Origin of the sequence: Streptomyces sp. NPDC001787 (genome assembly GCF_040297465.1) — a bacterium.
Lineage (GTDB): Bacteria > Actinomycetota > Actinomycetes > Streptomycetales > Streptomycetaceae > Streptomyces.
Genome location: NZ_JBEOZE010000007.1, coordinates 59576 through 76010 on the forward strand (window position 1 = coordinate 59576; position 16435 = coordinate 76010).

A 16435-nucleotide genomic window follows, 5' to 3' on the forward strand; every position below is an offset into this window, starting at 1 on the left:
CCCGTCCGGCGGGCCCGGCCGGGGTCAGGCGGCCGGGCACTCCCGGTCGTCCAGCAGCCAGTTGAGGATGCCGGGGAGCGCGGACAGCGCGTCGAAGTGCGCCGCCGCCGGTTCCAGTACGGCGGTGGCCCCGGGGATCTGGCCGGCCAGCCAGCGGGAGTGGCCGACCGGTGAGAACACGTCCTTCTCGCCGTGCCAGAGCATCACCGGACCGGTGATCTCCGCCGGGTCGAAGCCCCAGGGACGGCAGAACGCGATGGCGTCGTCGATCCATCCGTACGCAGAAGTGCGCAGCCCCTCGCGGTAGTTGCGCAGCAGCATCGAGCGGATCCCGGCGTCGTTGACCACCACGCGGTCGGACGCGGTCAGCTCCCGGCGCAGATCGTCCAGGAGTCTGACCGGGTTCCGCCGGATCTCCTCGGAGCGGATGATGAAGGACTCCGCGAGGCCGTCCGGGTCGGCCGCGGCGGTGGAGTACGCGAGCACATTCGACTCCGCCATCCCCTCGAACCAGTCGAGGCCCTCCGCGTCCCAGGGCGCGAGGCCGACCAGGGCGGCGGTGCGGGTGACCCGGTCCGGCATCAGCGCCGCGCAGGCCAGGGCGTGCGGGGCGCCGCCGGAGCGTCCCACGACGGCGAACCGTTCCAGGCCCAGGGAGTCGGCGATCGCCCGTACGTCCTCGACGACATCGCTCACCCGGCGGCCCGCGTGGCGGTCGGAGCCGCCGTACCCGGGGCGGTCATAGGTGATCAGCTGGGTGCGGCGCTGGTAGAGCACCATGCCGCGTGGAGCGGGGCCCAGCCTGCTGCCCGGCATGCCGTGGAGCAGGAAGACCGGTCTGCCGCGCGGATCGCCCAGGCACTCCACCATCAGATGCCGCCCGTCCGCCGCGCGCACCCGACTTCGCACCCGTGCCTCCTCCGCCTCGGTTCCCCGGCCGGTCCGGGCACGGTGTGCCCGGCGTGTGCTGCCTTTTCGATGATGACCCATCAGGGGCGTCACGGGGACTCCCTGTCGGAAGGAACCGTGAAGGTCTTGGCGTGAAGGTACGGGGCGGGGGGCTTCCGCCGGATCCCGCACCGCGGCCGCGCGCTTCCCCGCGCGCCGTCGCGCGCATTATTCGTGAACGTTTTCACAAGCTCGGGAAGGGCTTTGGTCCCCGGGTGTCTTCGCAGGTGGGAGTGGGTTTCATGGGGAAATCGAGCGGCCGGGAGAGGACTTTGGGCCCTTCCACCAGGGTCTTTGGTGGCCGGTTCCGGAGTGATCACAGGTGTCGAATGGAGGGGTCAAGGAGCGCGACCCGATGAAGGAGTTCCTGTCATGCAGGCCGAAGAGATGGTGGACGGACTGGTCCGTAGGGCCTTGAACGCGCTCGACGCATACGGGTCGTTCACACAGGAACAGGTCGACCACATCGTCAAGAAGGCCTCGCTCGCCGCGCTCGGCCGGCACGGTGAGCTCGCGCGGCTGGCGGTCGAGGAGACCGGGCGCGGGCTCTTCGAGGACAAGGCCGTCAAGAACCTGTTCGCCTGTGAGCACATCACGCACTCGATGGCCGGGCTGAAGACCGTCGGGGTCATCGGCCGCGACGAGTTGAACGGCATCACCGAGATCGCCGAGCCGGTCGGTGTCGTCTGCGCGATGACCCCGGTGACCAACCCGACCTCCACCACCGTCTTCAAGGCGCTGATCGCGCTGAAGACCCGCAACCCGGTCGTCTTCGCCTTCCACCCCTCCGCGCAGCACTGCTCGGCCGAAGCCGCCAGGACGGTCCGCGACGCGGCGGTCGCGGCCGGCGCGCCCGAGGACTGCGTGCAGTGGATCGAGGAGCCCTCGATGGAGGCGACGCGCCTCCTGATGCACCACGACGGTGTCTCCACCATCCTGGCGACCGGCGGGAACGCCATGGTCAAGGCCGCCTACTCGTGCGGGAAGCCCGCCCTGGGCGTCGGCGCGGGAAACGTGCCCGCGTATGTCACCAGCAGTGGCGGGCTCCGGCGCGCGGTGCACGACATCGTGCTCTCGAAGTCCTTCGACCACGGCATGATCTGCGCCTCCGAGCAGGCCGTCATCCTCGACCGCGAGGTGTACGACCGGGGTCTCGCGGAATTCGAGCGGCTGGGCGCGTATGTCGTCACCGCCGCCGAGAAGACCAAGCTGGAGGAGTTCGTCTTCGGCACCACGGCCTTCGCCGCCGACTGCTCCGGCGGGAAGCTGAACGCGGATGTCGTCGGGAGGTCCCCGCGGTGGATCGCCGAACAGGCCGGATTCCAGGTCCCCGAGAACACCGCACTGCTGATCGCCGAATGCGCGGAGGTCGGTGAGGGCGAACCGCTCACCCGGGAGAAGCTTTCCCCGGTGCTGGCCGCTCTGAAGGCCGATTCCACCCGGCACGGCCTCGAACTCTCCGCCCAGATGGTCGAGTTCGACGGGCTGGGACACAGCGCGGCCATTCACACCGAGGACGTGGAACTGGCCGAGGAATTCGGCAGGCGCGTCAAGGCGGCCCGGATCATCGTCAACGCGCCCTCGACCTTCGGGGGTATCGGCGACGTGTACAACGCCTTTCTGCCCTCCCTCACCCTCGGCTGCGGCAGCTACGGGCACAATTCGGTCTCCGGCAATGTCTCCGCGGTCAACCTCATCAACATCAAGCGGATCGGGCGGCGCAACAACAACATGCAGTGGTTCAAGGTGCCGCCGAAGATCTACTTCGAGCGCAACGCGCTGCGCTACCTCGGCGAGATGGACGGGCTGAACCGGGTCACCGTCGTCACCGACAGGACCATGGGCAGGCTGGGTTACGTACAGAAGGTCATCGACATCCTGCGCTCCCGCGAGGGCGGACCGGTGACCCTCCAGGTGATCGACGACGTCGAGCCGAACCCCGAACTGGAGACCGTAACCGCCGGGGCCGCGCTGATGCGCGACTTCGCACCGGACACGATCATCGCGCTGGGCGGCGGCTCCGCGATGGACGCGGCGAAGATCATGTGGCTGATGTACGAGCACCCCGAGGTCGAGTTCGCCGACACCAAGGAGAAGTTCTTCGACATCCGCAAGCGTGCCTACACCTTCCCCTCGCTGGGCGAGAAGGCGCAGCTGGTCGCCGTCCCGACCACCTCGGGCACGGGCAGCGAGGTCACCCCGTTCGCGGTGATCTCCGACCCGGCGGCCGCCCGGAAGTACCCGCTCGCCGACTACGCCCTCACCCCGAACGTCGCCATCGTCGACCCGGTGCTGCCGATGGGCCTGCCGCCGAACGTCACCGCGGACTCCGGGTTCGACGCGCTGACCCATGCCACCGAGGCGTACGTCTCCGTCTACGCCAACGACTACACCGACGGGCTCTGCCTCCAGGCCATCAAGCTGATCTTCGGCAACCTGGAGCGCTGTGTGGTCGACGGGGCCCGGGACCCCGAGGCGCGGGAGAAGATGCACAACGCCTCGACCGTCGCCGGAATGGCCTTCGCCAACGCCTTCCTCGGCCTGGTGCACGCCATGGCCCACACCCTGGGCAACACCTTCCATGTCCCGCACGGCCGCACCAACGCGCTGCTCCTGCCACATGTGATCCGGCACAACGGCCAGGTCACCGGCAAGGCCACCCCCTGGCCGAAGGCCGAGGTCTACCGGGCCCCGGAGCGGTTCCAGGAGATCGCCCGGATGCTGGGGCTGCCCGCCTCCACCCCGGCCGAAGGGGTCGAGTCCTACGCCCGTGCCGTCGAGGAACTGCGCGCCAAGTGCGGGATCCCGGCCTCCTTCGCCGAGGCGGGCGTCGACGAGACGGCCTTCGTCGAGGCGCTGCCGCAGCAGGCGATGAACGCGTACGCCGACCAGTGCGCCCCCGCCAACCCGCGGATGCCGATGATCGACGACATGACCCGGCTGATGCGGCAGGCGTACTACGGCAGCTGACCGGAGGCGCGCGTACCCCGCCCGGATGCCCGGTGCCGAGCAGGCACCGGGCATCGGGGTTCCGGGGTTTCCGGACCGTCGGGGCCCGGGGCCGCCGGGGGCTTCGAGGAGACCGCCGGGCCGTGGACGGGCTCAGGTGAGGGGCGGCCCGCCCGGTGCCGTCGCCGCCGAGGGTGCCGGAGCGGGCGGGTCCGTCTCCGGCTTGTGCCGCAGGGACAGCAGCAGGGTGCCGACGGTGCCGACGACCGCCCAGGCGGAGAGCACCAGCAGCGGCCCGGTGACCGCGTTGCCCTTGAAGTACGCGATCGAGCGGGCCACCCAGGTGCCGGCGCCCGGGGGCAGGGCGGGGCCGATCGCCCGCCAGAAGTCCGGCAGCATCGGCAGCGGGAAGGCGCCGCCCGCGCTCGGGTTGCCCGCGATCACGATGATCAGGACGGCCAGTCCGATGCCGACGATGCCGGTGAGCGCCTCCAGGGCGAGCGTGATCATGCCGACCGAGAAGACGACCAGCGCGCCCAGGCCGGACAGCCCCCACAAGCTGCCGGGCAGGGCGCCGAGGATCGGTCCGATGATGACCGCGCCGCCGATGCCTCCCGCGATCGAGTACAGCGCCATCACCCCGGTCCGGATCGCCGCGCGCTGCCGGTTGGCGGGCTTGGTGCCGGCGCTGATCGCCAGGATCGAGGCGCAGAGGTACCCGCCCACGCACCAGCCCACGACGAGGTAGAAGGACGAGAGCCCGTCGAAGTCTTCGGGGGAGGCCGGGGCCACGTCCACGGTGCGCACGGCCCGGCGCTGGGTGGCCTCGACCTCGGTGAGGATCTTCTCCAGGGAGGAGGCCAGCACGGTGCCGCCGCCGGAGGCGACCAGCAAGGTGTCGGTCCTCCCCGCCGGGTCGACGATCAACGCTCCGTCGATGTCGCGGTTCAGGATCTGCTCGCGGGCCTGTGCGGCGTCAGTGACCGTGCGGGGGTCCAGCGGGCCGCCGGGCAGATCGTCCAGCTGGGTGACGAGCTGCTGGGACATCTGCTGGGGGGCCACCACCCCGAACGGGACATCGGTCGGCTTCGGCTTGTGCAGCGCTCCGACGTAGGACGCGATGAACAGGAGCTGCAGCCCGAGCACACCGATCACGAGCAGTGCGGCCCGTGTGGTGACGGCGTTCTTCACCTCGTCGACGAAAGTCATGCCCCCACGGTCCGGGCGGTCCGCTGTTTACGCAGGCGGGGCTGGGCCGAATGGCTGATGGGGCGTCCGGGAGGTGCCCCGCACCCCGGGTATCGTACGAATGTTCGAAACTTGGTCTATGGTGGAGACAAGGGGGGTGGTGAGTGACGGAACGGTCCAGGAGGTGCGGATGCCCGGGTTCACGCATCTGCACACCGTTTCCGGGTTCTCCCTGAGATACGGGGCCTCGCACCCGGAGCGGCTGGCCGAACGTGCCGCCGAGCGGGGGATGGACGCCCTCGCGCTGACCGACCGCGACACCCTCGCGGGCGCCGTCCGCTTCGTCCGGGCCTGCGAGAAGGCCGGGATCCGGCCGCTCCTCGGCGTCGAACTCGCGGTGGCGCGGCGTACGGGGGAGGAGGGCCGCACGCATCGGCTGCGGGCGCCCGTGCGCGGTGGTGCCTTTGTCGATGAATCCGCACCCCGGGTCACCTTCCTCGCCCGTGACGGCGCACACGGCTGGGCGGAACTGTGCCGGCTCGTCACCGCCGCCCATGCCGCGTCCCCGGACCCGTCCGCCGGCGCCGGGCCGCCCCTGGTGGACTGGCCCTCGCTGCCCGCCGAAGGGCTCACCGTGCTGCTCGGGCCCGCCTCCGAGGTGGGCGGGGCGCTGGCCGCGGGCCGTCCCGACCGGGCCGCCGCGCTGCTCGCGCCCTGGCGGGAGATGTACGGCGACGACCTGCGCCTCGAAGCCGTCCACCACGGCCGTGCGGGCACCGGGCCGGGTTCGCTGCGGCTCGCCGCCCGGACCGTCGGTTTCGCCGCCGAGCAGGGCGTGCGGGCCGTGCTGACCAATGCGGTCCGGTACGCCGACCCGGGGCAGGGCCCGGTCGCCGATGTGCTCGACTCGGCCCGCAGGCTCGTCCCCGTCGACCCGCGCCGCTCGCCCCTCGACAGCGGTGAGCGCTGGCTCAAGGACGCCCGTGCGATGCGGGAGACCGCCGAGCGGATCACCGCCGCCGCGGGTCTCGGCCCGGACGCCGGGGCGCGGCTGCTGGCGGAGACCCGCCGCACCGCCGACGCCTGCCTCGTCGACCCCGAGGACGACCTCGGCCTCGGCACCGTCCACTTCCCCGAACCGCGCCTGGTCGGCGCCGGGCGGCGCACCGCCCAGCGGGTGCTGGCCTCCCGGGCCGCCGCGGGCATGGTGCTGCGCGGCCACGACCGCAGGCGCGACTACTGGGAGCGGATGCACCACGAACTGGACATCATCGCCCACCACGGCTTCGCCTCGTACTTCCTCACGGTCGCCCAAGTCGTCGACGACGTGCGGGACATGGGAATCCGGGTCGCCGCCCGAGGTTCCGGCGCGGGCTCCCTGGTCAACCATCTCCTGGGCATCGCGCACGCCGACCCGGTCGAACACGGGCTGCTGATGGAGCGCTTCCTGTCCAAGCGGCGCTTCGTGCTGCCCGACATCGACATCGACGTCGAATCGGCCCGCCGTCTCGACGTCTACCGCAGGATCATCGGCCGCTTCGGCGCCGAACGGGTCGCCACCGTCGCCATGCCCGAGACCTACCGGGTGCGCCACGCCATCCGGGACGTCGGGGCCGCGCTCTCCATGGACCCGGCCGAGACCGACCGGCTCGCCAAGGCCTTCCCGCACATCCGGGCCCGCGACGCCCGCGCCGCCATGGAGGAACTGCCCGAACTGAGGGCGGTGGCGGAGCGGAAGGAGAGGTACGGGAGGCTCTGGGAGCTGGTGGAGGCGCTGGACGCGCTGCCCCGCGGCATCGCCATGCACCCGTGCGGGGTCCTGCTCTCGGACGCCGCGCTGCTGAGCCGTACCCCCGTCGTGCCCACCAGCGGCGAGGGCTTTCCGATGTCGCAGTTCGACAAGGAGGACGTGGAGCACCTCGGACTGCTCAAACTCGATGTGCTGGGCGTACGGATGCAGTCGGCGATGGCGCACGCGGTCACGGAGGTGAAGCGGGCCTCGGGGGAGGAGGTCGACCTCGACGCCGTGCCGCCCGGTGATCCGGAGACGTACCGGCTGATCAGGACCGCAGAGACGCTGGGCTGCTTCCAGATCGAGTCGCCGGGCCAGCGCGATCTGATCGGCAGGCTCCAGCCCGCCACCTTCCACGACCTGGTCGTCGACATCTCGCTGTTCCGGCCCGGCCCGGTCGCGGCCGACATGGTGCGGCCGTTCATCGAGGCCCGGCACGGCCGGGCGCCCGTCCGCTGTCCGCATCCCGACCTGGAAGGGCCGCTGCGCGACACCTATGGCGTGGTCGTCTTCCACGAACAGATCATCGAGATGGTGGACATCATGACCGGCTGCGGCCGTGGCGAGGCCGACCGGGTGCGGCGCGGGCTCTCCGACCCCGGGTCGCAGGGCCGGATCAAGGTCTGGTTCGCGCGGCGCGCGGCCGCGAGGGGGTACGGCATCGAAGTGATCGCCCGTACCTGGGAGATCATCGAAGCCTTCGGCAGCTACGGCTTCTGCAAGGCGCACGCGGTCGCCTTCGCCGTACCGACCTACCAGTCGGCCTGGCTCAAGGCGCACCATCCGGCGGCCTTCTACGCCGGGCTGCTCACGCACGACCCGGGGATGTACCCCAAGCGGCTGCTCCTCGCGGACGCGCGGCGGCGCGGGGTGCCGGTGCTGCCGCTGGATGTGAACCGGTCGGCGGCCACCCATCGAATCGAACTGGTGTCCGATGAAGGGGGCGGGCCCGGGACCTGGGGGCTGCGGCTGGCGCTCTCGGACGTCCATGGCATCAGTGAGGCCGAGGTCGCCCGGATCGAGGCCGGGCAGCCCTACAGCTCGCTGCTGGACTTCTGGCAGCGCGCCCGGCCGGGCAGGCCGGCCGCCGAACGGCTGGCCCAGGTCGGCGCGTTGGACGCCTTCGGCGCCAACCGCCGTGATCTGCTGCTGCACCTCTTCGAGCTCCACCGCGCCCGGCGGAGTGCCGGTCCGGGCACCCACGGGGCTCAGCTCCCGCTGGGGGAGGGCCGGAAGTCCGGTTCCGCGGGCCTGCCCGACCTCAATGACGCGGAGCGGCTCAGCGCCGAACTCGGCGTGCTGAGCATGGATGTCTCGCGCCATCTGATGGAGGACCACCAAGTCTTCCTGAAGGAACTGGGCGCGCTCTCCGCCAAGCGGCTGCGGGAGGCCCGGCACGGTGAGACCGTGCTGGTCGCGGGGGCCAAGGCGGCCACCCAGACCCCACCGGTCCGCTCCGGCCGGCGGGTCATCTTCACCACCCTGGACGACGGCACCGGCCTGGTGGACCTGGCCTTCTTCGACGACAGCCACGAGGCCTGCGCGCACACGGTCTTCCACTCCTGGCTGCTGCTGGTGCGCGGCGTGGTGCAGCGGCGCGGTCCGCGGAGCCTGAGCGTGGTCGGCGCCGCGGCCTGGAATCTGGCGGAACTGGCGGAGCTGCGCCGCAGCGGCGGACTCGACGCGGTCGCGGCGCGGCTGGCGGAGGTCCCGGACGCCGCTCCGGAGAAGGAGCCCCGGGACACCGGCCGGCGCATCGAGCTGCCCACCGGTTACGAGATGAACCCCTGGTCCGACCTCCAGCCCCCCGGTGAAGGGACTCCCACCGGAAGGAAGCTGTGGCACCAGAGCCCCGGGAGCGCGGGATGAACGGCCGGGCGACAATCCTGTTCCTGCGGTTCCGCCGGATCGGCGGGGGGCCGGTGGGCGGCGCCGGGTACGAGGGGCTGCTCGCCCTCCTGGGCGCGTTCACCCCGGTCGTCGAGGCCGCGCCGCCCGACGGGGCGCTCGCCGATGTGAGCGGCGCGCTGCGCTACTTCGGGCAGGACGCGGTGGACCTGGCGTCGGTGATCCGGGTCCGCGCGCTCGCCCTGCACGGCGTGGACTGCGCGATCGGGGCGGCCGGCAACCCCATGCTGGCCCGGATGGCGGCGCGGCAGGCCGCGCCCGGGACGACCTTCGTGGTGCCCGACGGGCAGGAGGCCGCGTTCCTCGCGCCCCGGCCGGCCGCCGCGCTGGACGGTGTCGGGGCGGCGACGGCCCGCACCCTGTGCGGATACGGGCTCGACTCCGTCGGCCGGATCGCCGCGGCGTCGCCGGCCACCCTGCAGCGGATCACCGGGGTGCGGACCGGGCGCGAGGTGTGGGAGCGGGCGAACGGCATCGACCGCACCCGGGTCGTCCCGAACGCCGCGGCCCGCTCCATCGCCGCCGAACGCTCCTTCCCGCGCGACGAGCTGGACCGGGAGCGGCACCGCCGCGCACTGCTCTCGCTCACCGAGGAGCTCGGTGCCCGGCTGCGCGGCGAAGGTCAGGTGTGCCGGGGGCTCGCGGTCTCCGTGCGGTACGCCGACCGGAAGGGCTACGCGACGCTGACCCGCAGCCGCACGCTCCGGGAGCCCACCGCCCACTCGGCGGCGCTCACCGAACTGGCGTACCGGATCCAGGACTCGCTCGGTCTGCAACGGGCCCGGGTCCGGGTGATCGGGCTGCGGGCCGAGGGGCTCGGCGACGCGGAACGGGCGGCGCGTCAGCTCAGCTTCGACCCGGCGGACGAGCGGGCCCGCCGGATCGAGGAGGTGTCGGACCGGCTGCGGGCGAGGTTCGGACCGCAGGCGGTGAAGCCGGGGCGGCTCGCCGCCTGACGTGCGGTCATGCGGCTGGAGCGCGGACTACGGTGATGCGGCGTCAGTTTTTACCGACGCGTAACTTCCCCCACGACCCTACTCGTGCGTAATTTGGCATGAGCACGGTAAGTGCATCGGAAGGAACAGCACCACCAGACTTGTGGTCCGGGCCGCAGGACGCACCGACATCGCCACTCCCTGAGCCGCAAGGAGACCACACGATGCTGCCCTGGACACGTGCGTCGCGCACCCCGCGTCCGCGCAGAACGCTCGCCGCACTGCTCCTCGCCGTCGCGGCCCTCGCCACCCCCGCGGCGACCGCGACCGCAGCCGCCCCCACCGCCTCCCCCTCGGCGTCCACCGCCGGGGAGGCCGCCACCTCCCGTGGCTGGAACGACTACTCCTGCAAGCCCTCCGCCGCCCACCCCCGCCCGGTCGTCCTGGTCCACGGAACCTTCGGGAACTCGGTCGACAACTGGCTCGTCCTCGCCCCCTACCTCGTCAACCGGGGCTACTGCGTCTACTCGCTCGACTACGGACAGCTCCCCGGCGTGCCGTTCTTCAACGGGCTCGGCCCCATCGACAAGTCCGCCGGACAGCTCGACGTGTTCGTCGACAAGGTGCTCGCCGCCACCGGAGCGCCGGAGGCCGACCTGGTCGGCCACTCGCAGGGCGGCATGATGCCGAACTACTACCTGAAGTTCCTCGGCGGCGCCGACAAGGTGAACGCCCTCATCGGGATCGCCCCCGACAACCACGGCACCACGCTCCTCGGACTGACCAGGCTCCTGCCGTACTTCCCCGGCGCCGAGGACCTGCTCACCGAGAAGACCCCCGGCCTCGCCGACCAGATCGCGGGCTCGCCGTTCATCACCCGGCTCAACGCGGGCGGCGACACCGTGCCGGGCGTCCGCTACACCGTCATCGCGACCCGGTACGACGAGGTCGTGACCCCGTACCGCACGCAGTACCTGGACGGCCCGAACGTGCGCAACGTCCTGCTCCAGGACCTGTGCCCGGTCGACCTGTCCGAGCATGTGGCGATCGGGACCATCGACAGGATCGCCTTCCACGAAGTGGCCAACGCCCTCGACCCGTCGCGCGCCACCCCGACGACCTGCGCCTCGGCGGTCGGCTGACCCGGCCGGCGCACCGGGGACCGCTGCCCGGCGGGGGCGGGCGGCGGGCCCCGGCCGCCGCGGGGGAGGGGCTCAGCCCAGCGCCCGGTAGCGGCGCTCGGGCCGCCCCGTCCCCCCGTACCGCAAGGTCACCTCGGCCCGCCCCGTCTCCGCGAAGTACTCGAGGTAGCGGCGGGTGCTGACCCGGGACAGTGACCCCGCCTGCGCGCACTCGGAGGCGGACAGACCCCCGGGGTGTTCCCGCAGGATGCGCTCCACCAGGTCGGCCGTGTGCGCCGCGAGACCCTTGGGCAGTTCGCGGGAGCCCGGCGGGCGGGTGCCGAAGATACGGTCCACGTCCTCCTGACGGGCCTCCTTCCGCGCCTCGTCCAGCGCGTCGAGCCGGCTGCGCAGCGAGGCCACGTGCTGCAACTGCTCCACCAGGGCCGACCGGTGGAACGGCTTGATCAGGTAGTGCAGCGCCCCGGCCCGCAACGCCGCGCGGACCACCCCCGCGTCGCGGGCGGCGGTGATGAAGAGCGCGTCGGCGCTGTGGCGGTCCGCTTCCCGCTCCTCCGCCGCACGCAGCTCCCGCAGCACACTGATTCCGTCCATGTCGGGCAGATAGACGTCGAGCAGGATCAGATCGGGGCGCAGCCGCCCCGCCGCGCGCAGCGCTTCGGCGCCGTTGTGCGCCACCCCGACGACCGTGAATCCGTCCATCGCGGACACATAACGGCTGTGCAGCTTCGCGACCATGAAGTCGTCGTCCACCACCAGCACCTTTGTCACGCGGCCACCGTAGAGCGCGACCACAACGACCACAACGTCCGTTGATTCCGCAACGGAGACAGGCCGTTGACGCGCGGGCAACATGTGGGCCACTTCACAGCGAAAGGCGGAACCCGTGCGATTGCGCACTCCCCTCGCCCTGCTCGGGGCCGCGGTGCTGGTGTTCGTGGGGCCGCCGCTGCTCTCCACGGGCGGCGGCCCGGACAGCGGTACCCAGATCCCCGGACTGCGCCTCATGGTCCCCAACACCCCCGGCGGCGGCTACGACATCACGGCGCGCACCGCCGCGAAGAACGCCGAGGACGCCGGACTCACCCACGGCGTCGAGGTGTTCAACCTCCCCGGCGCGGGCGGCACCGTCGGTCTGACCCGGCTCGTCGGCGAGCACGGCAACGGCAGGCTCGCGATGTCCATGGGCCTCGGCGTGGTCGGCGCGGTGCACACCAACAAGTCCCCCAAGACCCTCGGTGACACCACTCCGATCGCCCGGCTCACCGAGGAGCAGGACATCGTCGTCGTCGCCGAGGACTCCCCGTACCGCTCCATCGGCCAGCTGCTCACGGCATGGCGGGCCGACCCGGCGAAACTCCCGGTCGGCGGCGGTTCCTCGCCCGGCGGCCCCGACCACCTCGCCCCGATGCTGATGGCGAAGGCCGCGGGCATCGCCCCGAAGCAGGTCAACTACGTCCCGTTCGACGGCGGTGGCGAACTGCTCGCCTCGATCCTCGGCGACAAGGTCGCCTTCGGCGTCAGCGGGGTCGGCGAATACCTCGACCAGATCAAGGCGGGCGGGCTGCGCCTGCTCGCCGTCACCGGTCCGGAGCGGGTCCCCGGGCTCGACGCCCCCACCCTCCGCGAGGCCGGGCTCGACACCGAATTCACCAACTGGCGCGGCATCGTCGCACCGCCCGGTCTCTCCGAGGCCGAACGCGACAAGCTCGTCGGCCTGATCCGGAAACTGCACGACTCGAAGCAGTGGAAGGACTCGATGAAGAAGAACGGCTGGGACGACGCCTTCCTCACCGGCGATGCCTTCGGCGACTTCCTGGACGCCCAGGACCGGCGCGTCGCCACGGTCCTCAAGGAGCTGGGACTGTGACCACCGACGACAGGCGATCCCCCGCCCCCGACCCCGGTACCGGACCCGATACCGGTCCCGGCCCCGCCCATGAACCCGCCCCCGGACCAGGCACCCCTTCGGGGCGCGGTTCCTGGCTGCGCGGGCACTCCGAACTCGGCGTCTGTGTCCTGCTGCTGGCCCTCGGCGTCCTCGTCCTCACCGACGCCCTCACCATGAGCCTCGACATCACCCAGCGCGGACCCGTCGGTCCCAGGACCGTCCCGGTCGTCGTCGGCGCCGGGCTGCTCCTGGTCGCCGTCCTCCTCGCCGCGGACGTCCTGCGCGGAGGCCGCGGCGAGGCGGAGGGAGGCGAGGACGTCGACCTCGCCGAGCCGGCCGACCGGCGCACCGTGCTCCTGCTCGCCGCGGTGTTCCTCGCGGGCGCCGTACTGATCGAGCCGCTCGGCTTCCCGGCCGCCGGGGCACTGCTCTTCTGGGGCTCCGCCCACGCGCTGGGCAGCCGGCACCACGACCGCGACCCGCTCATCGCGGCCGGGCTCTCCCTCGTCACGTACATCGTCTTCGACAAGCTGCTCGGGGTCCCCCTCCCCGGCGGCCCGCTGATGGGAGTGGTCTGACCGATGGATTCCCTCAACTCCCTCATCGACGGCTTCGGCACCGCGCTCACGCCCGTCAACCTGCTCTGGGCCGCCCTCGGCGTCCTGCTGGGCACGGCGATCGGTGTGCTCCCCGGCATCGGACCGGCCATGGCGGTGGCGCTGCTGCTGCCGGTCACCTACGGACTCGAACCGACCGGGGCGTTCATCATGTTCGCCGGGATCTACTACGGCGCGATGTTCGGCGGCTCGACCACCTCGATCCTCCTCAACACCCCCGGGGAGAGCGCGGCCGTCGTCGCCGCGATCGAGGGCAACCCGATGGCCAGGGCCGGCCGCGGCGCACAGGCGCTGGCCGCCGCGGCGATCGGACACTTCGCGGGCGGCATGATCGGCACGGTCCTGCTGGTCGTCCTCGCCCCGACGGTGGCCTCGCTCGCCGTGGACATCGGTGCCCCCGACTACTTCGCGATCATGGTGCTGGCCTTCATCGCCGTCACCTCCGTCCTCGGCTCCTCCCGAATCCGCGGCCTCGCCTCCCTCCTCATCGGTCTCACCATCGGCCTCGTGGGCCTCGACGGGATGACCGGCCGGCAGCGCCTCACCTTCGGCTCGCTCCACCTGGCCGACGGGGTCGACGTGGTGATCGTCGCGGTCGGCCTCTTCGCCATCGGCGAGGCGCTCTGGGTCGCCGCCCATCTGCGCCGCTCCACCGGCGAGCCGATCCCCGTCGGCCGCCCCTGGCTCGGCCGGGAGGACCTCGGGCGCACCTGGAAGCCCTGGCTGCGCGGCCCCCTCATCGGCTTCCCGTTCGGCGCGATCCCGGCGGGCGGAGCGGAGATCCCCACCTTCCTCTCGTACGTCACGGAGAAACGTCTCTCCCGACACCGCGCGCAGTTCGGCAAGGGCGCCATCGAAGGTGTCGCGGGGCCGGAGGCGGCGGCCTCCGCCTCCGCGGCCGGCACGCTCGTGTCGATGCTCACCCTCGGTCTGCCCACCACCGCCGTCGCCGCCGTGATGCTGGCCGCCTTCCAGCAGTACGGCATCCAGCCCGGCCCGCTCCTGTTCGAACGCGAACCCGAGCTGGTCTGGGGCCTCATCGCCTCGCTCTTCGTCGGCATGGTGCTGCTGCTCGCCCTCAACCTGCCGCTGGCACCCGTGTGGGCGAAGCTTCTGCGGATCCCGCGCCCCTATCTGTACGCGGGCATCCTGTTCTTCGCCGCGGTCGGTGCCTACGCGGTCGGCGGCGAGTCGTTCGACCTGGTGGTCCTGCTGGTCATCGGGCTGATCGGGTTCGGTATGCGGCGGTACGGGCTGCCGGTGCTGCCCGCCGTGATCGGGGTGATCCTCGGCCCCGCCGCCGAACAGCAGCTGCGGCGCGCACTCCAGATCAGCGACGGGAGCGTCTCGGGCCTGGCCGACACCCCGTTCTCGGTGACCGTCTACGCGATCGTGGTGCTGATCGTGGCCTGGCCGCCGGTGCGCGGGCGGGTGGTGCGCCGGCGGGCCGGGGCCACGAAGTAGCGCCCGCGACAAGGAGTACGGGACAGCCCTCAGGCCCTTGAGAGCGGCCGGAACGGAGGGAAGCGGCCCCCGCGCTGTCAGTGGCGGCTGAGACCATCGGGGGCATGACGACGATCGACTGGGACGCCGCCGCCGACTCCTTCGACGAGGAGCCCGACCACGGGCTGCTCGATCCGGCGGTCCGCCACGCCTGGGCCGGGCGGCTGGAGAGCTGGCTGCCCGCCACCGGCTCCGAAGTGCTCGACCTGGGCTGCGGGACCGGCAGCATCTCGTTGCTCGCCGCCGGTCAGGGGCACCGGGTCACCGCCGTCGACCGCTCGCCCCGCATGGCCGAGCAGGCACGCGCCAAGCTCGCCGGGACCGGCACCGAGGTGCTGGTGGGGGACGCCGTCCGGCCGCCGGTGGGGGACCGGCGGTTCGATGTGATCGTGGCACGGCACGTGGTGTGGCTGCTGCCCGATCCGGCGGCGGCCCTCCGCCACTGGTTCGCGCTGCTGAGACCGGGTGGGCGGCTGGTGCTGATCGAGGGGGTGTGGGGCGGCGTCGGTCTCTCCGCGGCCCGTCTCACCGGGCTGCTGGCCCCGCACACGGAGCGCATCCACCACGAGGCCCTCTCCGGGGACGCCCGGCTGTGGGGCAGGGAGGTGGACGACGAGCGGTATGCCCTGGTGGCCCGCGCGGAGCCGCCGCGACGGCACACCGAGGTCGTCGACGTTCATCTGATCCTCCGCCGGGGCCCCGACGTCCTGCTCGCCCGCCGGGCCGGTACGGGATACGGGGACGGCCTGTTCAACCTGCCCTCCGGCCACGCGGAGGACGGCGAGGACGTCCGGGAGGCGATGATCCGGGAGGCGTCCGAGGAGATCGGGGTGGCGCTGGACCCCGAGGAGCTGCGGGTGGCGCTCGTGATGCAGCACCGGGGTCCCGGCGGCGGTCCGCGCATGGGCTGGTTCTTCGAGGCGGAGTACGACGCGGCCCGCCCGCCGCGCAACGCCGAGCCGGACAAGTGCGCGGAGCTGGCCTGGTTCCCGCTGGACGGGCTGCCGGACGACATCGTCGCCTACTGCCGTGCGGGACTCGACGGATACCGCGCGGACGAACGGTTCCTGATCCACTGGCACGAGGACGGCGACCCCATCGCGTACGACCCGGCGGGTGTCCGCCGGGCCGTCCCCCTGCCGCCCGCCGGGGCAGGCACCGGCCGGGTCCACCACATCGAGCTCTGGGTACCCGACCTGGCCGGGGCCGCGAGAAGCTGGGGCTGGCTGCTCGGACGCCTCGGCCATGTCCCGTACCAGCAGTGGCAGTACGGCCGCAGCTGGCGGCGCGGCGACAGCTATCTCGTCCTGGAGCAGTCGCCCGCCCTGGCCGACGGCCCGCACGACCGCCGCCGCCCCGGTCTCAACCACCTGGCCTTCCACGTCCGCGACCGGGCGGCCCTCGACGCCCTGGTCGCCGATGCCCCCGGGCACGGCTGGCGGCTGCTGTTCCCCGACCGTCATCCCTTCGCGGGCGGCGCCGAGCACTGCGCCGCGTATCTGGAGGACCCGGCGGGGTACGAGGTGGAGCTGGTGGCGGGCACCCGCTGAGAGCCGTCCCGC

Annotated in this window: 11 protein-coding genes; 8 read left to right on the plus strand and 3 right to left on the minus strand. The window is 72.3% G+C overall.

What is annotated here, in order from left to right:
* Nucleotides 1-24: 24 nt before the first annotated feature.
* Complete coding sequence (locus ABT170_RS12200; RefSeq protein WP_329945554.1) at nucleotides 25-909, minus strand: alpha/beta fold hydrolase; 885 nt, start codon at nucleotides 907-909, stop codon at nucleotides 25-27.
* Nucleotides 910-1320: 411 nt separating this feature from the next.
* Between ABT170_RS12200 and adhE the strand changes: the two genes are divergently transcribed.
* Nucleotides 1321-3918 (plus strand): bifunctional acetaldehyde-CoA/alcohol dehydrogenase, encoded by a 2598-nt coding sequence (gene adhE, locus ABT170_RS12205; protein ID WP_351866342.1) that lies wholly within the window; start codon nucleotides 1321-1323, stop codon nucleotides 3916-3918.
* 132 nt (nucleotides 3919-4050) lie between these two features.
* Here adhE and ABT170_RS12210 read toward each other — a convergent pair whose 3' ends face one another.
* Nucleotides 4051-5106 carry a DUF3533 domain-containing protein gene (locus ABT170_RS12210; protein WP_351866345.1) on the minus strand — a complete coding sequence of 352 codons (1056 nt, stop codon included), beginning with the start codon at nucleotides 5104-5106 and terminating at the stop codon, nucleotides 4051-4053.
* A gap of 169 nt (nucleotides 5107-5275) precedes the next feature.
* On the opposite strand from ABT170_RS12210, the gene ABT170_RS12215 reads away from it, so the two are divergent.
* From ABT170_RS12215 to ABT170_RS12225, 3 genes are all read left to right on the plus strand, one after another.
* Nucleotides 5276-8746, plus strand: coding sequence for a DNA polymerase III subunit alpha (locus tag ABT170_RS12215; protein WP_351866632.1), 3471 nt, complete (start codon nucleotides 5276-5278; stop codon nucleotides 8744-8746).
* Nucleotides 8743-9741 carry a DNA polymerase Y family protein gene (locus ABT170_RS12220; protein ID WP_329945608.1) on the plus strand — a complete coding sequence of 333 codons (999 nt, stop codon included), beginning with the start codon at nucleotides 8743-8745 and terminating at the stop codon, nucleotides 9739-9741. Before ABT170_RS12215 ends, ABT170_RS12220 begins: the two co-directional genes overlap by 4 nt.
* A 203-nt stretch (nucleotides 9742-9944) precedes the next feature.
* On the plus strand, nucleotides 9945-10862 hold the full coding sequence (locus ABT170_RS12225; RefSeq protein ID WP_329945551.1) for an esterase/lipase family protein: 918 nt from the start codon (nucleotides 9945-9947) through the stop codon (nucleotides 10860-10862).
* A gap of 72 nt (nucleotides 10863-10934) precedes the next feature.
* On the opposite strand, the gene ABT170_RS12230 is transcribed toward ABT170_RS12225, so the two are convergent.
* A complete protein-coding gene (locus ABT170_RS12230; RefSeq protein ID WP_351866636.1) occupies nucleotides 10935-11624 on the minus strand; it encodes a response regulator in 690 nt (229 codons plus the stop codon).
* Between the two features lie 124 nt (nucleotides 11625-11748).
* Here ABT170_RS12230 and ABT170_RS12235 point away from each other — a divergent pair, with 124 nt between their 5' ends.
* From ABT170_RS12235 to ABT170_RS12250, 4 genes are all read left to right on the plus strand, one after another.
* Nucleotides 11749-12732 carry a Bug family tripartite tricarboxylate transporter substrate binding protein gene (locus tag ABT170_RS12235; RefSeq protein WP_351866348.1) on the plus strand — a complete coding sequence of 328 codons (984 nt, stop codon included), beginning with the start codon at nucleotides 11749-11751 and terminating at the stop codon, nucleotides 12730-12732.
* 116 nt (nucleotides 12733-12848) lie between these two features.
* Nucleotides 12849-13331, plus strand: coding sequence for a tripartite tricarboxylate transporter TctB family protein (locus ABT170_RS12240; protein ID WP_329945606.1), 483 nt, complete (start codon nucleotides 12849-12851; stop codon nucleotides 13329-13331).
* Nucleotides 13332-13334: 3 nt separating this feature from the next.
* Nucleotides 13335-14834 (plus strand): tripartite tricarboxylate transporter permease, encoded by a 1500-nt coding sequence (locus ABT170_RS12245; RefSeq protein WP_351866351.1) that lies wholly within the window; start codon nucleotides 13335-13337, stop codon nucleotides 14832-14834.
* A 104-nt stretch (nucleotides 14835-14938) separates the two neighbouring features.
* Nucleotides 14939-16423 (plus strand): trifunctional class I SAM-dependent methyltransferase/NUDIX hydrolase/VOC family protein, encoded by a 1485-nt coding sequence (locus ABT170_RS12250; RefSeq protein ID WP_351866354.1) that lies wholly within the window; start codon nucleotides 14939-14941, stop codon nucleotides 16421-16423.
* Nucleotides 16424-16435: the final 12 nt, after the last annotated feature.